Consider the following 23,198-nt stretch of genomic DNA (forward strand, 5'->3'; position numbering starts at 1 on the left):
TGGTGTCACACTATGTTAGAAAACAGTCTTGGAGATTTGGAATAAAATTTCTATTCTTTACAATTAAATTATGAAGGGAAAAAAGCTAAGCCAAATTTGGAACCGAATTCTAAATAGAACATGGTATCCTACCACACAAAAAGCCAGAACGAATTAGATTTCATTCCGGCTTTTTCTTTTTGCTTTTAGATTTTTTAACCGCTCAATTAAATGACGGTTTTGGTAATTGAAAATTAATTTGGATGAGAAGTAATTAAACAGTCCCACGATCAATTGGTCGATGGCCTTGATGATTAGGTTGTTCCATGGAAAGATGAAAACTGCCACGATCATGAAGATGTCATCAAAGACCAATGAAAATATGCGTGACACTAGGAAAAATACTCCCTCTTTCAACATTTTCTTGAAGTTTTCCATTGCTGATTTAAAAACATACAACTTGGTTACGAAAAATGAAAAGAAATTCGAGATGAACCAAGCAATTGTGTTGGCAATCCACAAGGGGATGTGGAAATCGTTGTGTGCTAAATCAAAGATTCCGATGTTCAAAAGCGATGCTAGGAATCCGAAAAGGCAATAAACTCCAAAATTACGATATTTTTTTAAGAAGTTCATTTTTATAGATCCATTTCTTGTGCCTTTTTGTAAATTTGGTCAGCGAATTCATCGAGATTGTCGATATCTTCTTGATCAGGGTCGAGTTCGATTTTGACTGGTTCTGCACCACGAGTAGCATCGACTTGTTCAAAAACTTTACCAAATTCTTCAACTGCTCGACAGAAATCTTCATAGAAAGTATCGCCTGATCCACACACGCCATACACCTTGCCGCTTAAATCAAGGTCTTGCATATCGTCGTAAAAGTCCAAGGCTTCATCTGGAACCACGCCTTCATCATAGGTATAACTTGCAACGATACAAATATCACTATCTTCAAAATCAGATGCATCAGTTTGAGAAACTTCACTCATATCAACGTCGCAACCTAAATCCTCAAATTTCTCGGTCAAAACGTAAGCGATATCTTCGTCATTACCAGTAATACTGGCATAGACAATTTTTACTTTTGTCATAATTGTCGCCTCATTATTTAATCTTTAAGTATTATAGCAAAAATTAATATTCCCAACCAACTTATTAAAGAAAGTTCTAATTTTGGAAAAAGAGTTGGAGTTGGCATTGTAGTTTGGGTGGTGGTTAGATGTCGTCTTCCGCACAAGTCCCGTGATGGACTGGAACCCGGCCGACGCTGAGCCATCACAGGACTTGTACTCCAGAATAGATTCTAGTTCTATTTTTTATTTTCTTTAGTTCTCTAATTCAAAGATAATGAGGTTATATTGCGATATTAAGAAAAATATTGCTAGTAAGGATTTCTTGCTTAAAAAATTCTATAGAAAAGGTTGGTCAAATTCAATCTTATTGTCCTAAAAACATTGACACAACAACTATAACAATGGCAATTGACAACCAATACTTAGATACCGATTGACGTGTTATGAACAATTCCTTTGCCAAATCATCTTGAGTAAGATTCATTTCTGTTCGATACTTTTTTAAGTTCGTTGCTAGTTCACTCATCTTGTCTTTCCCCTTGTATTTGTTATCTACTCTTAGACTCTTATATAACGCCGTTATATACAAGCAAAATCTCGAATTCAAAAGTCAAAATGTAATTACAATTTGCGCAATACCACTTAACAAATTTTAAAAGAAATCCTTATCCATCAAGATTTCCCTGGTTGCATATCCAAGTGAATTCAGTTTCTTTAATTTCCTACAAACAAAAAACAGTATCTATTTCCAGTCGACGAAATTTACTTCGTTCACCATAAAAATAGATACTGTATTTTTTATATTAAATGGTTACAGGAACACTACAAATGGTTACAGGAACACTACAAATGGTTACAGGAACACTACAAACAGAACAGTTATTACTAAAACATTAGAAATCCATTAAATCATAGATTCACTATTCAGCCCGGAGCAACAAACTCGATTTGGGCTCAGTGGTGAAATTATTCTTAGCAATTTATTGTTTAGAATAAGGTCGAGTTTGAAGACAATTTTCGGTTTTTGAAATTGGCTCCAAGTCGGCCCACCACGTTCCAGCCCAAAATCGAGTTTGTTGCGAAGAGCGGCATACTTCACAGACCATCACTCTTTATATTTCTGAAACCAACTTCTCTTTATCAATATGCGTCAAAACATTGCGGCTTATTTGGAAGAACCCTTCACTACTCATCTTGTGTAACTCTTGATTCAAGGAGGATCGAGTGACATGCAAAATTTCTGAGAATGCTTCTTGAGAAACCGGAAATTCAACTTTTAAATTAGGCCCTTCTTCAGTTGATAAGACACCGTCGCTTAAAATCCAGTAGGCAATTCTTTCTCGAACCGTCTTATAACCTAAACAAGCAATCAAACGTTGATTTTCCAGACCTCGTTGCGCTAATTGTTGAATATAAATTTTGGAGAATTTCTTGTCGTCGAGAACAATTTTTGAGAAAGTTTCAATTGGCAGCCAGCAAATTTTGCAGTTGTTGATTGAGGCTAGATTGTACGTGTAATACATATCACCCGATAAATAGAGATATTCCAAGATGATGCTGTTGGGACCAAAGATTGAACCGCACATTTCTTTGCCATATTTCGAATAGCTGATAGCCTTCAGATAGCCATCCATAACGATGCCGACATGCGTGATCAGAGTTCCAGGTGTGCGGATGATCGTATTTCTCTTGTAACTTTCAATACGATAATTGTTTTCAACCAAAGGATGGTGCAAAATTCCGTTGATAAAATCCGATTTTTCCAAAACTTTTTTCCTCCCATCACGCAATCTTAATTAACTTTACTTTAAAGCATCGTCCAAGAAATCACAAACATCATCGTAATCTCTTTCACCATGGAATCTTTGTAATTCCTCACCTTTATCGAAGATGACAACTACTGGAATTCCGGCAATTTTGTTTCTTTCAGCTAGTTTCGTATTGGCATCAACGTCAACGTAATAAATATTGAATTTATCCTTGAAGTCTTCCTTCAAAGCTTCTTCTAGTACTGGATGCAAAGCTTTGCAGTGAACGCATCTCTCAGCTCCAAACAAGACTAGATTTGGTTTGTCACTCTTTTCAACTGCTGAATCAAACGTATCGATTGTCAAAGGTTTGAAGAAGTCCTTATCAACATCAAAGACTTTTTCTTTGTTAACAACATCTTCTTCATCATCAGTAGCAACACACAAAGCAACATCTTTGTAATATGGCAATGTACCTTCAACATCAATGACTTTCTTAGCACCAAATTTACCAGCGCCAGGAACACGATAAGTTGTATTGTCGATTGGTTCAATAGCGACTTCTTTAGGTGTTGGTTCTTGTGGAACATAGTCATATGGATAACGATAGGCACGATAAATCATGTTGTTCTTAGGTTGTCCTGGGTCAGAATGTGTATAGTATGGTGAAATCCACTCCCAAACGATTTCCTTTTCCTTAGTGATTTCAATCAAACGACCGTCGGAACCTTCATCGATCAAAGTATTACCATTTGGCAAACGTTGAGCCGATGAAACGTATGGACTGTAGAACTTACTTGCATCGACTGGAATAGCATTGCCAAAGTCTTTTGGTGTTACTTCCCAAACAACTTTTAGAGTTGTTGGATCAAATTCGATAACACGACTGTAATCACGAGTTGCATTCTTGCTACCAATCTTTGAAGATGGATTTGGAGTACCATATCCGGCCCAGCCACCATTATCAAAGACCATCAAGTTACCTTCACCAGGTAAGCCTTTTGGAATCATGTGGAAGTGGTGTTGACCAACGATCCAACCGAGTTTTCTAAGTTCTGGTGTAGCGTTAAAGTCAGGTCCGATCTTCCAAACTAGATGACCAGTATCCTTATCGAGGATAGCTAAGATATTAGCTTCACGACTGTCAAAAATAATATTAGTTGGTTTGAATCTCTCATCCCCAGCATCGTACCACTTATTAGGTCCAAGATAGCTCATGCAATTGACATGCATGTAGTCACCGACACCACCGTCAGACGAACGCATATTAGGATCTCTAAACAAAACATTCTTAGCAGCTTCGTCAAAGCCTAATTCGTCGAAGTGTTCACTTAGTGACCATTTCCAAACAATATTACCTTCCCAGTCAACTTCATACATCACATCATCCAAAAGTTTCTTGTCAGAAATTTCTGGATTATGAATCGTCTGGTGAGCCAAAATCAAGGTGTTACCTTCAAGAGGTTTTGCTTCTTGTCCGGGAACATAGTAACCTACTGGATTACCTTCTCTTTGGAAATCGTGGTGACTTCTAGACATCCAACGATGGTCACGTCCTGGATCGTCGATCTTTTCGAATTTATCGAACTGCCAAACGATATTACCGTCATAGTCAATTTCAGTTAAGTTAACACCATCTTGCATACCATAGTCAGGGTGTCTGAAACCAGAACTACCCATGACATAGCCGCCTTTTAAGAGTTTTGGTGGCATTCCTTGCATCTTCCAGCGTCTAACTTCATTACCGTTCATATCAAAAAGTAAAATACCATCATTAATTAACGGAACGATCGTATATCCGTTAAAACATTTATCTGGTTTATAAATTGTTGTTCCATGTGGAAATACTGTTGGTTGACCCATTATAATCACTCCTAATTTTTAACTAATTTTAATTTTGAAATATCTTCGATAACTTTTGATGAACCATTTTCAAATAAAGCTGCACAAACCGTCTTCTTTAAGCCCATTTTCTTAAAGAGTAATGATTGTCTGGAAATATCTTGTTTGTAAACTTTATAGTCTGGCAATTCTTTTTCAAATTCACTGGCTAAATCGATATCACCATCTTGATATGGATCATAGAAAACAAATGCCACTTTAGTATCTGGCTCATCCAAAATATTGTGTAATTGCGTTTCCTCAGAAATAAAACGTTGTGCTGCCACTAAGGCTCGAGCTCCATCGCCGCAAGCTGTGATAACTTGTTTCAAGAAGTTGTCAGTGCAATCGCCAATGGCATATAGTCCAGGAACACTAGTCTCTTGTTTGTTATTGACACAAATGTATCCACGCGAATCTCGTTTAGCCAAATCAGCTACCATATCCGTCTGTGGCGACATGCCGATAAAGAAGAAGACTCCGCTAGTTTGATGCTCAGTAATTTCACCGGTATTGACGTTCTTAACCTGAACTTTCTCAACTTTGTCACTACCCTCAATTGCGTTCAAAGTTGAATCCCAGATGAAGTTGACCTTGGGATTACGCTTGATATTTCTGGCGGCAACTTCATTACAGTCAAGGACCCCTGGATCGTGGAGCACGACGATATTGACTTTCTTAGCAAATTTAGCTAAGTATTCCGATTCTTCAATCGCTTGGTCACCTGCACCAACAACGAAAATTTCTTGATTTTTGAAAAATTCGGCATCGCAAGTTGCACAATAAGAAACTCCTTGACCAGCAAATTCTTTTTCACCAGGAATATTCAATTCTCTTGGCACGGTTCCTAAATCTAAAATTACTGTTTTACTGTGAAAATCCCCCCTCCGCTTGGTTGAAACGATAAAACCATCATCAACTTGCTTAATGCCAGTAACAGTGGTCCGCTTCAATGAAACTGAATCATTACTCTGAGCGTGTTCTTTGAATTCTTGCATCAGATGCTGTCCGGAATCCAATTTAACTCCTGGATAATTTTTCACCTCAGCAGTTTCGGTAATTCGTCCCCCGTAACCACCTTTTTCAATCAATAAAGTTTTCAATTCCGCGCGACCGGCGTAGATTGCTGCTGTTAACCCGCCAGGGCCTCCACCAACAATGATGGTATCTAATAATTCTTCGGTCATGCGCTCACCTCCTCAAAATTAACTTTCTTCGTACTACTCTCTTGGTTGTGTTTGAAAACCCAGAAGAAACAAACAACCGTTAATAACAGACAATAGTAACTTGATGCAAAGATTTCAAATGGATTTATCGATATATTTGTGGCACCGCTTACGTTCATCTGACTAATTAAGGTCATCGAACCCATAACGAAAGCACTATTGATTGGAACAATCGCTGTAAAGGTTGTCGCCATTCCAGTTAATAAATAGGAACGTTTATTAGCTGAAATATCAACACTTTGACCAATCTTATCGGCTACTCCTCCAAACAAAAGAATCGCTGGTAATACACAGCCGGATAAGAGAATATTGATCACGGCGATACTCAAAACTAAAACCAATTCCGCACCGACTTTAGTCTGAATAGCCTTCTTACTCAAAATCCAATCACATAATAAATCTAAACAACCAGAATCGACTGCCACGGCAATCATTCCAAATAACAGAATGGAAGAAATAATAATATCGGTCATACTGTAAGTTCCATCCATTAAAATTCCAGTTAATTCTTGATTTTTGCCAATCATAAAAATATCACTGGCTTGAAAGTTTCCAAAAACAACTCCCATGATCAATCCAATCACGGTTGCAAAAGATAACCCTAAAAATAAATCCTGTTTAATAAAACTGATAATCAGTAAAATTGCGACTGGAACTAACATGATCAGTCCTTTACCATCAGAACTTTGTGCAACTTGCAATAATTGTTGCTCACTAACTTCAGTTCCATTAGCTCCAAACATGTAAAACATCACTGCACTTACTAAAGCAATTGCAATTAAATATGGACTTCTTTCTTTCATGACTTCTCGCAGCACTGCTGGTTGATGAGTTTTCGCATCATGTTGAGTATCAATTGTCGTGTTGATAACTTGAGAACTTGGCGACATTGCATCTCCAAAGAAGACTCCACTTAAAATTGCCCCAACTAAGACTGACGCTTTTGCTCCTAACATGATCCCTGGTGGGTAAAAAATTGGTACAACCGCAAAAACTGCCGCAATTGGAGCTCCAGTACCCATTGAGATAATCGTTGAAGCGATAAAGGTAAAGACAACGAAAGCACCACCGGTAATACTTAATTTAGTACTCAGCCAAACGAAACCACTACCGATATTGCCGACTGTCAGTAATTTGGTAAAAATTCCAATTAAAATAAAAGTAAATATCAACTTAGAATTACCAAATTGTGCTAACCCACCAATAATAGTTTTCCAGTATTTTGACTTCTTTTTCACAAAGAAAAATGCTAAGAATAATCCTATTAATGAAGCGAAAACTAAGCCTTTCATTGAATAGACCTGAAAGAAGATTGCTAATCCGGCACTGATAATAATGTAGACAATGATAGGAATCATGCCCATTTTTCTACCACCGTAAAATTCTAGTTCGTATTTCTTTTCACCATCCTCTGTCATTTTCACTGATCCGTTCCCTCTTTTCATTCAGAAATAAATCTTTGATTATTGTTATCTTCTTCACAATTTAATCTACCAGCTTTTAACTAAAAAGAATGTTATCTTTCTAACACTTTGCAAAAAAAGTTCAAAATTTACCTTTTTGGTAACTACTTCCATTTCAATTTCAAATTGAACATTCATCCTAATTGAGAACAAAAAAAACACCCATTCTCCAGTCTGCGAAACTTACTTCACTCTGAAAAATAGATGCTATTTTTTTAATTTAAAGTACCAAGAAAGACCTTAAGTTGTTAATCCTAAAATTACCCATCGGTCCATAATTCAGCTCGGGTCAACAAACTTCACTCCCCCTGAATTTTATTTTTCTATCTGATAAACTTTGCTACCATACGCTGAAATATTAATTAAATTTTGTTCTTCTTTTTGACTTAATAACTCAAATAGTTTCTCCTTTAGAACAATTTGATCCGTTTTGCCACTAAAGTTTTGAACAAAGAGATATCGATTGTGCTTGTCATCTCTTTCTTGTATCGAGATTTTGGTTGATAATTTCTCAATTGGTAAAATCGGTTTTAATCCTAATCTTTTGATAATTTTTTCATAAAAAGCTGTTAACAATTCTTTATTCCCACGGGCTCCTAAATAATAGCCAACTCCTTTATCTAGTTGGTGACTAGTAATTACTGGAGTTTCTTTAAAGATATCACTTTGATATTCGGCTACACCTTTGGCGCCTACTAACTTGAGATGTTCACAATAGTCCTTCACTTGATAATTATTACCGTCGTAATCAATCTCATAATTTTGTGTAGGATACAAAACGTCAGTTTCTAGTGGATCAATACCATAGATTTCCTGTAATGGTTTTGGCCATTCATCCATGTACGCTAGTCCATTCTCATCTACCACACCGCTAATGAATGTTCCTACAACTTGACCGCCATTTTTGACGAAATCACGTAATTTCAGCATATACTTTTGGCTCATCATGAAATGCATCGGGTCGATCAACAATTGATATTGTGAAAAATCATCAGTTGGTGACACAAAGTCGACGGGGATATCTCGTTCATAGAAGAATTGATAATGTTTTTGATATTCTTGCCAAATTTTCTTATCTTTTGCATAACTTTCGGCATCATTTAAAGCCCAATAGTTATCGTAACTAAAAACAAAAGCTACTTTGGCTTGTTGATAGCGTGATGGGAATAGTGATTTCAGGGTTATTAAATCTTGCCCAACTTTTTTAACTTCTTGATAAGTTCGATTTTCGGTCGGATGACGATGTTCAATCACTGCTCCGTGAAACATCTCTGAGTTCCCTCTTGAAGCTCGCATTTGGAAATACAAAACTGAATCAGCTCCGTGGGCAAGATCTTGTAGACTGGATAGTTCGTTTTGACCCAGTCGCTTGGCTCGGTTGACGTTATGCCAATTTACTCGTGAAGGTGTATTCTCCATAATCAAAAAGTTTTGGTGCTTTAAACTGCGGAAGAAATCATGCAAAAAGCCGACTTTCATCCCTAAATTTTGGGTCGACTGTGTATCATTGCCCCAAGCTGGATATGAATCCCACGATACTAAATCCAAATGCTTAGCAATTTCTTGATAGTTTAAATCGCTGAACACGTCCATTTTCGGGTTACCTGACATCAAATTAGTCGTAACTGGAATTTGTGGCGTGATTTCTCTGAGCGGCGCTATTTCGTTTTCGATAAAGGAGATTGTTTGGGCAGTTTCAAAGCGTTTCCAATCTAAATTCAATCCTTTATTGCCTTCCTCACTGTGGGGGCCTGGTGCAACTATTTGAGACCAGTCGCTATAGTTGTGACTCCAAAAAGTGTTCCACCAGGCGTGATTCAAATTGTCTAGTGTCTGATATTTAGCTTTTAACCAGTCACGAAAGGCTTGTTGGCAAAGGTTGCAATAGCAAGCTCCTGAGTATTCATTGGAAATGTGCCACATAACTAGACTGCTTCTTTTTCCAAAATGTTCCGCTAATTTTTGATTGATTTCTTGAACTTTTTGTCGATAAATTGGTGAAGTGTAACAATGATTGTGACGACCACCAAATTGACCTCTAACTCCATTTGAATCAGTTCTAATAACTTCAGGATATTTCTGAGAAAGCCAGGCTGGACGTGCTCCACTAGGAGTTGCCAAAATAATGTGACCATTCATTTTTTCAACACGATCAAAAATATCATCTAACCATGAAAAATCAAAATGTCCTTCACTTGGTTCTAGTTTTGCCCATGAAAAAATTCCGACTGTAACTGTATTGATAGCAGCATCCTTAAAAATTGCAAAATCTTTATCGATAATTCCCGGCTCATTCAACCATTGCTCTGGACTGTAATCTCCGCCATACAAAAATTCATTAACGTTTAATTCTTTTTCCATATTCTCCCCCTTGAAAGCGCTTTTTGCTTATAGATTCATTATAAAGTGTAACGGACAAAAAAATCTTCCCAATTCCACTGGAATTGAGAAGATTTTTCATTTATCTATTTTTTATTTGAATTCGTCAGGTTTCTTGTCTGTTTGTTTGAAATAATAACTCATTGCATCGAGAATTCTTTCGGAAGCTTTTCCGTCACCGTATGGATTCTTAGCATTTGCCATCCGATCGTATTCAGCCTTGTCTGTAATTAAACGTGTCATTTCTTTTTCGACTACTTCGGCATCTGTTCCGACCAACTTCAAAGTTCCAGCTTCTACACCTTCAGGACGTTCAGTTGTATCACGTAAAACTAAAACTGGTTTTCCTAATGATGGAGCTTCTTCTTGAACACCACCGGAATCGGTCATGATGAAGTAACTTCTAGAAGCTAAGTTGTGGAAATCAACTACGTCTAGCGGTTCGATCAAGTGAATACGATCAACTCCACCTAAAATTTCTTTAGCTGTTTCTTGAACAACTGGATTCAAATGAACTGGATAAACTAGTTCAATATCATCGTGTTTAGCAACAACTTTTCTCATCGCATGGAAAACTTGTTTCATCGGTTCACCTTGGTTTTCACGACGATGCATTGTAATCAAAATCATCTTTTTATCTGGGTCGATCACATCTAAAATATCGTGATGATAATCTTGATGGACTGTACTTCTCAAAGCATCAATAGCTGTGTTACCTGTTACATAAATATTTTCACTATGATGATTTTCCTTTAACAAATTAGCTTTACTTTCATCGGTTGGAGCAAAGTAAAGATCTGTTAAATCATCGGTCATTTGACGATTCATCTCTTCAGGCCATGGTGAATACTTGTTCCATGTTCTGAGGCCAGCTTCAACGTGACCAATACGTGTTTGATGGTAAAAGGCCGACAATGCAGCACTGAAGGTTGTTGTGGTATCTCCATGAACTAGTACGATATCAGGTTTTTCTTTTTCAATGATGCTGTCCAATTCTTTGAGTACTAAACCAGTGATACCACTTAAAGTTTGGCGTTCTTTCATGATATTTAAATCATAGTCTGGTTTGATCTTGAAGATTTCCAAAACTGAATCGAGCATTTCCCGATGTTGTGCTGTAACTACAGTTACAGTTTCAAAACGGTCACTATTTTGCTTTAATTTGAGTACTAAAGGTGCCATCTTAATAGCTTCTGGTCTAGTACCAAATACTGTCATAACTTTAATTTTGTCCAAAATTATCACCTCAATAAAATTACCTATAGTATACCAAAAATGCCTTTATTAATATAGGCAGCCGCAAATGCTTAATTAGACGTTATTTTCTGAAAGCTTTTGCGTATAATATAACTATGATGATTAACTTTCCAATTTTAATAATTTTAAGTATTCTAACAACTTTGATTGCCTTTTTTCTAGTAATTGCAATTTATAATACTTTTATCAAATCCAGCAGTAAAAAATATTGGTGGCTTATTTTATTCTGCTTGATAATCCTTTATATGATAGCGTTTTACATCTATTTTCATCTCAGATAGGCGGTTTACAGAAATAGTTTGTTAAAAAAAGTATTAATTTTTCTCGTTTTGAGTTAGAATTATCAATGTATTCGAAAATGAATTTTTATGGAGGTTTATCGATGGTTTTAACAAACGGTAACGAAATTTTCAATAACGCCCGTAAAGGCAAGTATGCTGTTGGTGCATTCAACATCAACGACTTGGAATGGACACGCTCAATTTTAGCTGCTGCCCAAGAAACACAAACACCTATCTTGGTTCAAACATCAATGGGTGCTGCTAAGTACATGGGTGGATACGAACTATGTCTACACCTAGTACAAGACACAATCAAGAACATGGGTATCACAGTTCCAGTTGTTATGCACTTGGATCATGGTAACTATGAAGCTGCTAAGGAATGTATCGAAGTTGGATATAACTCAGTTATGTTCGATGGACATGATCTACCTTTCGAAGAAAACCTTGAAAAGACAAAGGAAATCGTTAAGTTAGCTCATGCTAAGAACATGTCTGTTGAAGCTGAAGTTGGTTCAATCGGTGGTACTGAAGATGGTATCGTTGGTTTAGGTGAACTTGCTGATGTTGAAGAAGCTAAGACACTTGCTGCTACTGGTGTTGACTACCTAGCTGTTGGTATTGGTAACATTCATGGTGTTTACCCATCAAACTGGAAGGGTCTAAGCTTTGACCGTCTTAAGGAATTAGCTGATGTTATCGACACACCACTTGTATTGCATGGTGGTTCAGGTATTCCTAAGGAACAAATCATCAAGGCTGTTTCAATGGGTATCTCAAAGGTTAACGTTAATACTGAATTACAACTTGCATTCGCTAAAGCAACACGTGAATACATCGAAGCTAAGAAAGACTTGGATGTTGATGAAAAGGGTTATGACCCACGTAAATTGCTTGCACCTGGTGCAAAGGCTATCACTGATACAACAATCGAACGTATCAAGTGGTTTGGTACTCCATCAATCAACGCTTAATTTAATTGAAAAATTAAATTCAAAAAACGAGGACAATAGTCCCCGTTTTTTTTGTGCTCTTTTTCACTTGTGAAATTTATATTTTAATAATAAATGACAAATTTAAAAATAAAATAGTGCTATACTCCTTGTCTACCAATCACTCAACCGTATTCCAAATGAATATAGACAGACTTATATATTGTAGTATTCACAAGTTTCTGCTACACTGTGTTTGTACCAAATAAAGAAAGCGCTAACATAGAAAGGAGGGGCTTTGATATAGTAACTTTAAAATCTGGAATAGGTTTTAAGTCTACCGATCGCCTCCCGTATAGAAAAAACAAATATACCAATCTATGACTAGATGCTTATTCTAGATACTTAGTTGATTGTTGTAACTCCCAATTACTAGATAGGAGCACTCATTTCTTAAATTTGCCCAAGAATTTAACTCCCAGACCAAATTGATCTCCCCAGTTGTCAGATACCCATCATCCGATGACTCTTATTAATTTCAACTCCTATCGACAATCAACTGTACATAAAAAAAGCAGTTAGGTTCCCCGCCTAACTGCTTTTTTTGATGACTTGACCATAATTCAAGGTCTCACCTTCGATAGTCATTTTATTTCTACCATTTCTTTTTGATTCATACAAATATTCGTCAACTCGTTTAAAAATATCATCAAACGAATGATCATCTTTTTTCTGTTGCGTGACACCAAAACAAAGTGTGACATCTAGTCGATTTCCTTGAATAAAGAGTGGCATATCTTTCAACGTTCGGTCGATTCGATTAATTATCTGACTCGCTTGGTCAACATCCTTATTTGGCAATAAAATTATGAACTCTTCCCCACCGTACCGGAAAAGTAAACCGTTAGTCTTACCAACGTGTAATTCACGTTCAACAATATGGGAAACGTGACGCAAAACTTCATCACCGATCTCATGGCCGTAATGGTCATTGAATTCCTTGAAGTGATCAATATCAAACATCAAAATCGACATTGGTTTAGGATTATCAACAAATTTTTCAAACTCATCTTTAGACATTTTATTGAAATTGGCGCGATTCCTAACTCCGGTCAAAGCATCATAGTTAACTTTGACTTCTAAATCAGTATAAGCATGCATATACTGGCTCATTTTTTGTTCAATAATTCGTACGACCAACATATAAATTTCAAATAAAATCAACATTCCAATAATATCAGCAACTGGAAAACGATAATCAATCCACAGAATCGTCCACCAGCAAATTCCAAACAATAGTTGAGAGGATAAATACCGATAATTGTAAACGATCAGCTCATCTTTATGACCATACAGATAATCAATTACGATCACTAAGGCCAAATAAGCAATGATGAACAACCACCAATTCGGCCCCATCATTCGGGCAATATCAAACGACGGATGATAAATAAATGGCAACAAGATATTTATTAAAACAATTAAACGATTGTTAAAAATAAACAAACCATAAAAAAGAATCGTCAATTCAGCATTCGCTAATAATCCACCTAATTCTACTGTCGTTCCATTACTTAGACTTCGGAAAACTAGGTTGATGATTAAAACAGCTATCAATAGTAACATTATTTCAGCAATGTTAATTGAAACTTTCTGCCAAAATGGTGATGATTCACTGATTTTTCGTTCTAACATAAACGCTATATAAGTTATGATTGTAATTAAACCTATCGTAACAAAACCTGTCATAAGCGCATTTGTGCTGAAGCAAATTCGGATTATTTCTGCTAAATTACCCAAGAATCCATCTCCACTTACTTATTAAATTCCTAAGTTTAGTTTAGCATTGTTAGAAGTACTATTAAATATTCGTTTAGTAAATATAATTGTTTTGAATAGGAGTTATTTTTGATAGTTGTTTTTCTTTAGTTTTCGGGGGGATTAAGATGCCGTCTTCCGCAAAAGCTCTGGAAAACGCTGTTGCTCCAGACTAAATTTCACATTTTTGCAGTTTTTCCTGTGAATTCTAAGGTGGGTGCCCCTTCTATTTTAAGTTTGTGCGTAATTTCTTTATGGTCTGGATAGATTCTTTTCTTACTTAGTTAACTCTATAGAAGATAAATAATGAAGTTTTATTCCTTATTTCAGGTCAAAAAAGTTGTACTGGTAGAATTTCTATTAGCACATTTTTTTTAATTTCATTACTATTTTATTCTTTAAATTATCATACGAAAATCAAAATGCGTGACAATTATTTCCGTAGCATTAGAAGAAAATAACTCATAGAACCACAATTTAGTCCGGAACAAAAAACTCGATTTGGGCTCAGTGGTGAAATTATTCTTAGCAATTTATTGCTTAGAATAAGGTCGAGCTTGAAGACAATTTCCGATTTTTGAAATTGGCTCCAAGTCGGCCCACCACGTTCCAGCCCAAAATCGAGTTTTTTGTGGAGGACGGCATACTTTACCATCCACCCAATAGAACAAATTCTATATTTTATTTCTCATTATCTTCTTTATCAATTGCCATCTGAGCAACCAAATTCAAATAATTAAATGGATTATCATAATTTGGTTGGAACAACATATCAACATATGCCAAATCGTCAATCGTATTCTCATTTTGAATACAGATTGAAATGGCATTGGCTGATTGGGCTACTTCATGTTTACTGAAGAGCTGAGCCCCTAAAACTTTTCTTGTATCCTTATCGTATATCAAATAAATCGTCAACATATCAGTCGTTGGCATATACTCTGGGCGATAGTAATCGTGGTATGTGACACAATCGGCATTTAAACCATTGGCCAAAGCTTTTTTCAAAGTCAAGCCCGTTTCGGCTAAAGTATAACCAAAGATACCCATTGCTGTAGTAGCCTGTGTACCCATATACTTACGAACTTTGCCAAAGACATTCATTCCGGCCAGAGTACCTTGACGAACTGCACTTGAGGCTAAAGGAATATACTTCATTTCGCCGGTTGGATTAAATTTAACAGCAGTAGAATCTCCAGCAGCATAAATATCAGGATCAGACGTTTGCATATAGTCATTGACCAAAATTGCTCCGTAACCATCCATTTGAACCTGTCCTCTGAGCAAATCAGTATTGGCAAAGAATCCTGTGCAGACGATAACTAAGTCAGCCTTGAACTCATGACCAGCTTTAGTCTTAATTGTTAACTGTTCGCCATCATCGATTTCAGAAACTCGTTCACCTAATTGAACTTTGACATCATGTTCTTTTAATTTTTGAATGATTGTCTCTGATAACGGTGCGTCGACATAATTATTCAAAATCGTGTCTCGTGATTGAATTAAAGTTACTTCATGAACCGTATTAGCATAACTTTCTGCTAATTCCACCCCGACATAGCCAGCACCAACGATAGCAATACTTGGATAATCAAGTGCAGATTCATAGATTTTTTTGGCTTGTGCGTAACTTTTACACAATAAAACTCTTGGATTGTCCATACCGCCGATTGGTGGAACCCCAACTTCCGAACCAGTCGTCATAATGAGCTTATCGTAACTATCCTCAAAAATTTCTTGTGTAGTTAAATCTTGAACTCGAATTTTTTTATTTTTAGAGTCGATTTTCATAACATTGTGCTTCATGAAAACCTTTGCTCCATATCCTTCTAGCGTGGTTGGATCAGCGTAGAACATATCCTCAAGTCGATTTACAATTCTCCCTAGATAAAGTGCAATCCCACAAGATAGAAAAGCAATATTATCATCACGTTCATATACAGTAACTTCTGTATCTGGATGCTTTTTTAATATTTGTTCCACCGCAGCTGTTCCAGCGTGTGTACATCCGACAACTATAACTTTCAAGTCGGTTCCTCCTCTACAGTACCCAGTAAAATATTTTGGTATTATGCTTAAAAAAACACTTAGTTATATTATATCAATGAATTTATTTTATAATATCCTATAAATGGAATTTTTAAATTTCAATTATCGAACGTAATGTAAGCGCAATTTGTAATATAATAATAAGTGTATTGACTTTTTTAATTTGGTGAAAAATTTATGAACAAAATAAAATATTCTGATGATATAAATTCTGACATTTATAAAGATAGTTTAAACATTCGTGAAACTGTCTTTGTCAATGAACAACATGTCGATAAAAATATTGAAATCGATGATGATGAAGCTAAATGTACCTATTTCACACTATATTCAAACGATAAACCTGCCGCAACTGCACGTTTTCAAGTAACTGACGACAATGGTATTCACATACAACGTGTCGCAGTTTTAAAAGAGTTTCGCCACCAACGCCTTGGATCAGAGCTCTTAGACTTTATTTTTAAATTTGCAAAAAATAGACATTTCGATTACGTCATTTTGGGTGCACAAGATCACGCTCAAAAGTTTTACCAACAATTAGGCTTTAAAGTAGTCGGTGACCAATATCGTGAAGCTGGAATACTCCATCATGACATGAGGCTGAGCTTGTAGTACTATTTAAATGGATTGTATTTTCAATTGAGGGATTATTGGATTTTACAAAGGAGCAAAATATGTACAGATATTTTATTCAACCGCAGCTTGACACAGTAAATAATTCATTAATTGGTTACGAGCTGTTGATGAAAGAAAAGAAACCAGAGGGCTGGCGTCCTCCGCTAAACTTCTCAGAAGTTCCTTCTCACACTATGGCAAAAGTTTTAATTGCCACAACCAAAATCTTATCCTTAAAAATTGGTTCTGTTTCCGTTAATATCAACCGCAATCAGTTGATGGACAAAGAAGTACGTGCTGCCATTTTGGAAGCACAAAAGATTCTTCGTCCATTAAGATTAGTTGTTGAATTGACTGAAGATAAACCCATGCAAAATTGGTCTAATGAAGAATATATTTCCTTAATAAAGGAATTTATTGATTATGGTATGGACTTCAGCCTCGACGACTGCGGAACCGGCGTCAATCAACTAGATCAAATCAAAGACATGATTCCCCTAGCCTCAGAAATAAAATTTGCGATTCAAAACTTTGGCGAGAAATTACGCGACCCAGATATCGAAAGTAAAGTAATTTTCTGGAGAGACATCTGTGAAAAAGAAAATATACGCTTCATTCTAGAAGGAATTGAAGATGAAAAAGACGATCAATTAGCCAATAAATTAGGAATAAATCTAAGACAAGGCTATTATTACGGCAAACCGAGACTGTTAAAGTTGAAAGCTGATGACGACGAATTTTAGAGCGTGGAAGGCAACGGGTTTTAGCTATACTGCATAGAACCATGGTTATTCAAAAAAGATATTAATGACACAAAAACACCCTATTCAGATTGTTCTAAGAATCCAAATAGGGTGTTTTTCTATTTAAAATTTTTATTTATTAGCTTCTTTACGTTCCTTAGCTACGGCCATTTGTGCAACCAAGTTCAAATAATTAAACGGATTATCATAATTTGGTTGGAACAACATATCCATAAAAGCCAATTCATCAATCGTATTCTTATTTTGAATACATACTGACAAAGTATTAGCAGATTGAGCTACTTCATGCTTGCTAAACAATTGACCACCAAGAATCAAACGACTGTCTTTATCGTAAACTAGACGAATCGTCAACATAGCAGTCGTAGGCATGTAAGCTGGACGATAATTGTCATGGAATTCAACCACGTCTGCATTCATACCGTGTTCCAAAGCATGCTGTAAAGTCAAACCAGTCGAAGCAACCGTGTAACCAAACAATTCCATCGCCGATGTAGCCTGAGTACCCATGTATTTTTGAATATTACCAAAAACGTTTTTTTCCGGCCAAGGCACCTTGTCTGATGGCATTAGTAGCCAATGGCATATAAGCGTGTTCGTGAGAAGGATTAAAGTAAACGGTACAAGCATCCCCAGCTGCATAAATATCAGGATTAGAAGTTTGGGTATACTCATTAATAATAATGGCACCGTGCTTATCCATCTTAACTTGACCACGCAAAAGATCAGTATTAGCAACAAATCCCGTGCAGACGATCACAAGATCTGCCTCGTGGTCCTCTTTGTTAGTTTCAATCAAAACTTTGTCTTTCTTATCATCACGGTCAAAACCAGTTACTCTTTGATTCAAATAAACTGTCACGCCATGCTTGTGAAGAAGATCGACCACCTTATCCGACATATCTTTATCAATATAATGGTTAAGAATTTGGTCATGTGATTGAATCAAAGTTACTTCGTGATCTGTATTAGCATAACTTTCTGCCAGTTCAACACTAATATATCCACCACCAACAATCGTAATCTTTTTATGATTTTTAGCTGTTTCATAAATTGCCTGAGCTTGAGCGTAGTTTTTACACATCAAGATTCTGGAATCGGAAATCCCCATAATCGGTGGTACAACAACTGTTGAGCCAGTTGTCATGATCAATTTGTCGTAAGTGTCATTGATAATCTCATGCGTTTTCATATTTTCACACATGAGTGTTTTATTTTTAGCATCAATTTTCAAAACATCATGTTTCATTTTGATATTGGCACCTAGTTTTTGTAAATCTTTAGGGCTTGCATAAAACATATCTTCCAAATGTTTCACTTTACCGCCCAAATATAGAGCGATTCCACAAGATAAGAACGAAATATTATCATCACGCTCGTATACTGTTATTTCAGTATCTGGGTGTTCCTGAAGAATTTGCTCTACTGCAGCTGTTCCCGCATGCGTACAGCCTACTACTACTACTTTCATCCTTTATTTTCCCCTCTCAAATATCATAAATATTTTATACTAAATTCCGATAAATAGAATATATTTTTGATAATTTCCTTTATAATAAATTTATTATAAACTCATTTCTGATAAATAATACGAAAAAATTCAAAATTTACCAAAAATCACCAAGACCTATTCCCATCCATAGAACTTTACCAAAAAATAGTCTATAAAATTATTTAGTTGAAATGGACACTAATTAAAAGAAAAAAATTATACATTTTTGAATCTTTCATTTCTTTTGCTTAATAACTAGGATTTTTCGACACCACAGTAACATCTTTTATATTGCAAAGCTATAATTATTCTAATTTAGCTTCAATTTTGCCTTAACTCGATCTCCTAACCCTACTTTCTAATAATTCTCAAAAATGGTATCTTTAAATTTGATATTTAAATAAAAATTAAGGAAGCAAACTTGAATTTCATACAAAATACCATCGATGATTACCTGAAAATTGATTCTACGATCATCACCCTAGTCACAATAGGCTTAATCACCTTGATCACAATTTTGGCTTACAGCTTAGAACGTTATTTGGTTAGCAGTCATCCGTCCACTTATCTCAAAGTCTTCTTTCACTTACTCGAAGGCTCTGGACTAGCTTTGGCTATGACAATCTTGCAAAAGACTTTCCATATTATCAATAACGGTTCAATCAACAATGGTTGGCTCTACGCCAATGCTCAGATGACAATCATGCTCTATGCACTATATTTGATGCGAAACCGTATCATTTTGATGATCAATATAGTCATGCCATTTGTCTACCATGAAGCCTCAAATTTTCAGCGTTTAGACAGTTACAAGTTCCCATACTTTGTGATTGCTTACCTTTGTTTGATGGCTATCACAATTTATATTTACTTAAATCAAGATAAATTATTAAATAACGCCCGCCAATTTATAATCTGCCAAACCATTTACGGTGTTTCCTGGTGGTTAATGCTTTGGGTCGACCACAGTTTCCAATTTTATCGTATTCTCAATATGGTCTTAGTCTTCTTGATTTACATGGCTATTATTCGTTACTGCGAACGAAAAATGCAGGAAACCCTCAATGGCTACGACCACTTAAAAGTCGCTATTAACTATGATGAATTGACTGGAATCAGAAATCGTGCCAGCTTCGATAAAAGTACCAAGGCTATTTACCAAAAATATACTGAAAATTCCAGTGTTCCACTCACCATTGCAATGTTTGATATCGATCGCTTTAAAAAATTTAATGATACTTTCGGACATTCAACAGGTGACAGTGTTTTAAGACACGTTGCTAATACGCTAGAACGCGAACTATTTTTGAGAAAGACTCAAGGTCAGATTTTTCGCTTTGGTGGTGAAGAATTCATCATCATTTTTCGAGGCAAAACTGCCCAAGAATGTTCTCCAATCATTGTTGATCTAAGAAACGCCTTATTAAATTCACCATTATTTTTAAATGGTAATCAACTTAACGTCAATATTTCCTTCGGCGTTGCGCAACTAAGAGACACCGATAAGAGTTTCAAAGACCTTTTCGAGCGAGTTGACAGTTACTTATATCAATCAAAGAATTCCGGTCGCAACAGTATGACAATAGAAGGTAAAACAACTAAATTCGATGATCCAAAATAAAAAAACTCTACTAGCTGAAAAATTAAATCAGTTAGTAGAGTTTTTTATTTTGATATTCCTTCTGAGAACAAAAAAATAGTGAGAAATTAATCTCACCGTCGGGAAGGAATCAGTTGTTTTTAAATCTGGTAGTCCCTATATGTCATAGTAAACCATGTCACGCTTGAGGGCAATAGAATAAACTAATAATTTTACTCTTTTTTTTATTTTAAAAAGAATAGTGGTGTTTCAATGATGGTACAACAATTTTGTCAGCCATCCCAATGATTATTCCTTGACAAAACATCGCCAAAACTGTCCCAATTCCGACCGAAATAATTCGATCGGTCAAAGCAAAACAAGTGATCATAATGATTATTGGTGGTGTGTAGCTAACTAACTGTCCCCAGCCAGCCGAACCATGTAAATACTTAAATCTCAACAAATATGCCATTTCATCATTAGGATGTTGAATCAAGTTACACCGTTGATAAATCGAAGTTCCGACTGAAATTAGGATCAAGCCTAAGATATCAATGATGATTCTTAAATAAATCGGTAAATCAGGAAAATGAAACGGATTTAACAAATCACTGAAAAATCCTACTAAATAACTGAATGGTAGTGAGAATAATAAGTTAGAAATAAAGATATGCATATCAAATTTTCCTAACAACAATTGATTAACAATCGTCACGATCACTGCATACACGAACAAAGTCGTACCGTAACTAGCGTGCAGTAAAGTTGAAATATTAACTGCCGAAGCCGTCCAAACAGCACTACCCATATTACTGTCGATCATTAATGCATTAGCAAATGCGTCCAAAATAATAGCAAAAATTAAATAACCCAAGCGCTTTTTAAATTTACTATCCATTACAAACCTTCCCCCTAATAAAAAAAGACAATACCAAACGTAATTGGTATTGCCTAACTACTAGATTTAAGTTTAGATTAGCTTGAAAACGATGTCAATTCAATTTATTTTTTAGGATGATTCATTTCGTCCATACTCAATAAATGATACTTATGTTCATGATTTGGATCATAAGCTTCAATTTGAGCCATCATACCTGTATCTTCGTGTTCAAGGATATGACAGTGATACATGTAAACACCAAATTTAGTAAATTGAACTGCGATTCTAACGGTTTCACCAGCGTTAACTCCTACGGTGTCTTTCCAACCATGTTCATTTGGATAAACATCTTTGCCATTACGGCTGATTACTAAGAATTGGCAGCCATGCATGTGGAACGGATGAATCATACCGCCATCCATATCGTTGGTATTGACAACATCCCAAAGCACAGTGTCTCCAATTTTTTGACGACGGTCGATTCTTTGCATATCAAAGAGTTTGCCATCGAGTCGAACTTGATCATCCATTCCTGACATAACAGTCTTGGTTACAGGAAGACCTGGTGTTACTTTTGGTGCGTCGATCGTTGTGAGATGTTCAGGAAGTTTTACATCTTCACGAGTGTAATTACCAATCTTGAACTTCATGATAGGTGTATTATCACTCATCAAAGTTACGACATCTCCTGGTTTCTTGTCACCAAAGTCAACGATAACTTCAGCTCTTTCGGCACAAGTTAACATCAATTTAGTAAATCTGACTGGTTCAGGCAAAGTCCCACCATCAGAAGCAATTTGAGTAAATTCATGCTCATCATCAAAGTGCAAACGCCATTCACGACGATCTGATCCATTCAAGATTCTTAAACGAACTCGTTGAGTCGTTACGTCGAAAACACCATTGATCGTACCGTTGACCAGCGCATACTTTCCAAGGGTACCATCAACATCATAATCTTTCTTATAGTCGAGCTGATTGTCGTGATAACTTCTATCTTGTAAAATTACAGGAATATCATCGACTCCATAATTTCTTGGGAATGGAAGTTTTGCTTCTTCAGCATCTGTAACGACGACCGCAGCTGCTAAGCCATTCCAGACTTGACGAGCTGTATTTGGACATGGATGTGGATGAAGCCAATCTGTTTGTGCTGGTTGATCCAAAGTGAAATCAATGTCACGACTGCCACCAGGATAAACTGGAGCATGTGGACCACCATCGACGATTGGTCCAGTGACATTTAAACCATGCCAATGGAATGTAGTAACTTCTGGTAGTTCGTTAACTAGGTGAACATGATAATGTACTCCTTGTTTCAAGACAATTGTTTGTCCCAACAAAAAAGCATTGTAGCCCCAAGTCTTAGTCTTTTTACCTGGTAAAATTTGTGTTTCACCAGCTTGGGCTGTAATTGTGTAATAAACATCGTTACCGTCTACTTTATCTGGTTTTAAAGCAGTAGGGATATTCAATGGTTGATCTGGAATATCAACTTTTTCTAGTGGAATATATCCACCGTCATGTAAATCAAATACTGGTTCATCAAAGAAATAATCATTGTAAACTTTTGTTTCTGCCATTTATAATCGCCACCCTATTTAGTTTTTGATCGAAACGTACATACGCAATTTACTAAAGCTTCGATAAACATACCGATACCCATCATATACATCGCAATCATGTTCTTATTAGCAAACACGAAATACAATAAAATTGCATAAAAAATTAGCATGAATAATGAGAAAGCCTTAGAACCACCTGCCATATTATCAC

The 23,198-nt window shown here is 36.1% G+C and carries 18 protein-coding genes and 1 pseudogene; 4 read left to right on the top strand and 15 right to left on the bottom strand.

Annotated features, from left to right (window positions below; genetic code table 11):
- Nucleotides 1-153 precede the first annotated feature (153 nt).
- The 9 genes from U8521_RS05285 to wecB all read right to left on the bottom strand — a co-directional run bounded on the left by U8521_RS05285 (nt 154) and on the right by wecB (nt 10,988).
- Nucleotides 154-615: a GtrA family protein gene (locus U8521_RS05285; RefSeq protein ID WP_334332245.1), complete on the bottom strand. Its 462-nt coding sequence runs from the start codon at nt 613-615 to the stop codon at nt 154-156.
- Nucleotides 616-617: 2 nt separating this feature from the next.
- Complete coding sequence (locus U8521_RS05290; protein WP_135371498.1) at nt 618-1,073, bottom strand: flavodoxin; 456 nt, start codon at nt 1,071-1,073, stop codon at nt 618-620.
- 346 nt (nt 1,074-1,419) lie between these two features.
- Entirely contained in the window at nt 1,420-1,581 is a 162-nt protein-coding gene (locus U8521_RS05295) for a helix-turn-helix transcriptional regulator (protein WP_334332244.1), read from the bottom strand.
- A 586-nt stretch (nt 1,582-2,167) separates the two neighbouring features.
- Nucleotides 2,168-2,821 carry a Crp/Fnr family transcriptional regulator gene (locus tag U8521_RS05300; protein ID WP_334332243.1) on the bottom strand — a complete coding sequence of 218 codons (654 nt, stop codon included), beginning with the start codon at nt 2,819-2,821 and terminating at the stop codon, nt 2,168-2,170.
- Between the two features lie 36 nt (nt 2,822-2,857).
- Nucleotides 2,858-4,666 (bottom strand): DUF6568 family protein, encoded by a 1,809-nt coding sequence (locus tag U8521_RS05305; protein ID WP_334332242.1) that lies wholly within the window; start codon nt 4,664-4,666, stop codon nt 2,858-2,860.
- An 11-nt stretch (nt 4,667-4,677) separates the two neighbouring features.
- Nucleotides 4,678-5,871, bottom strand: a complete 1,194-nt coding sequence (locus tag U8521_RS05310) for an NAD(P)/FAD-dependent oxidoreductase (RefSeq protein ID WP_334352091.1) — start codon at nt 5,869-5,871, stop codon at nt 4,678-4,680.
- Nucleotides 5,868-7,328, bottom strand: coding sequence for a Na+/H+ antiporter NhaC family protein (locus U8521_RS05315; protein ID WP_334352165.1), 1,461 nt, complete (start codon nt 7,326-7,328; stop codon nt 5,868-5,870). Before U8521_RS05315 ends, U8521_RS05310 begins: the two co-directional genes overlap by 4 nt.
- A 360-nt stretch (nt 7,329-7,688) precedes the next feature.
- The gene (locus tag U8521_RS05320; protein WP_334352092.1) at nt 7,689-9,734 is read right to left on the bottom strand and encodes a beta-galactosidase; all 2,046 of its coding nucleotides are present in this window, start codon (nt 9,732-9,734) and stop codon (nt 7,689-7,691) included.
- Nucleotides 9,735-9,845: 111 nt separating this feature from the next.
- Nucleotides 9,846-10,988 (bottom strand): non-hydrolyzing UDP-N-acetylglucosamine 2-epimerase, encoded by a 1,143-nt coding sequence (wecB, locus tag U8521_RS05325; RefSeq protein WP_334352093.1) that lies wholly within the window; start codon nt 10,986-10,988, stop codon nt 9,846-9,848.
- 403 nt (nt 10,989-11,391) lie between these two features.
- Between wecB and fba the strand changes: the two genes are divergently transcribed.
- Complete coding sequence (gene fba, locus U8521_RS05330; protein WP_334332238.1) at nt 11,392-12,264, top strand: class II fructose-1,6-bisphosphate aldolase; 873 nt, start codon at nt 11,392-11,394, stop codon at nt 12,262-12,264.
- Nucleotides 12,265-12,813: 549 nt separating this feature from the next.
- Here the strand turns inward: fba and U8521_RS05335 are convergent.
- Both U8521_RS05335 and U8521_RS05340 read right to left on the bottom strand, forming a co-directional pair.
- Nucleotides 12,814-13,917, bottom strand: coding sequence for a GGDEF domain-containing protein (locus tag U8521_RS05335; RefSeq protein ID WP_334352094.1), 1,104 nt, complete (start codon nt 13,915-13,917; stop codon nt 12,814-12,816).
- An 804-nt stretch (nt 13,918-14,721) separates the two neighbouring features.
- Nucleotides 14,722-16,068, bottom strand: a complete 1,347-nt coding sequence (locus tag U8521_RS05340; protein WP_334332236.1) for an FAD-dependent oxidoreductase — start codon at nt 16,066-16,068, stop codon at nt 14,722-14,724.
- Between the two features lie 198 nt (nt 16,069-16,266).
- Here U8521_RS05340 and U8521_RS05345 point away from each other — a divergent pair, with 198 nt between their 5' ends.
- Both U8521_RS05345 and U8521_RS05350 read left to right on the top strand, forming a co-directional pair.
- Complete coding sequence (locus U8521_RS05345) at nt 16,267-16,701, top strand: GNAT family N-acetyltransferase (protein WP_334332235.1); 435 nt, start codon at nt 16,267-16,269, stop codon at nt 16,699-16,701.
- Nucleotides 16,702-16,763: 62 nt separating this feature from the next.
- A complete protein-coding gene (locus U8521_RS05350; protein ID WP_334332234.1) occupies nt 16,764-17,447 on the top strand; it encodes an EAL domain-containing protein in 684 nt (227 codons plus the stop codon).
- Between the two features lie 132 nt (nt 17,448-17,579).
- Here the strand turns inward: U8521_RS05350 and U8521_RS05355 are convergent.
- Nucleotides 17,580-18,939: pseudogene (locus U8521_RS05355) on the bottom strand (FAD-dependent oxidoreductase).
- A gap of 442 nt (nt 18,940-19,381) precedes the next feature.
- On the opposite strand from U8521_RS05355, the gene U8521_RS05360 reads away from it, so the two are divergent.
- A complete protein-coding gene (locus tag U8521_RS05360) occupies nt 19,382-20,581 on the top strand; it encodes a GGDEF domain-containing protein (RefSeq protein WP_334332232.1) in 1,200 nt (399 codons plus the stop codon).
- A gap of 208 nt (nt 20,582-20,789) precedes the next feature.
- On the opposite strand, the gene U8521_RS05365 is transcribed toward U8521_RS05360, so the two are convergent.
- From U8521_RS05365 to U8521_RS05375, 3 genes are all read right to left on the bottom strand, one after another.
- The gene (locus U8521_RS05365; protein WP_334352095.1) at nt 20,790-21,440 is read right to left on the bottom strand and encodes a DUF6198 family protein; all 651 of its coding nucleotides are present in this window, start codon (nt 21,438-21,440) and stop codon (nt 20,790-20,792) included.
- Between the two features lie 104 nt (nt 21,441-21,544).
- The gene (locus U8521_RS05370; protein ID WP_334352096.1) at nt 21,545-23,005 is read right to left on the bottom strand and encodes a multicopper oxidase family protein; all 1,461 of its coding nucleotides are present in this window, start codon (nt 23,003-23,005) and stop codon (nt 21,545-21,547) included.
- 14 nt (nt 23,006-23,019) lie between these two features.
- Nucleotides 23,020-23,190, bottom strand: coding sequence for a hypothetical protein (locus U8521_RS05375; RefSeq protein WP_334332229.1), 171 nt, complete (start codon nt 23,188-23,190; stop codon nt 23,020-23,022).
- Nucleotides 23,191-23,198 lie beyond the last annotated feature (8 nt).

This window comes from Companilactobacillus miaonis (assembly GCF_036913615.1).
Classification (GTDB): domain Bacteria; phylum Bacillota; class Bacilli; order Lactobacillales; family Lactobacillaceae; genus Companilactobacillus.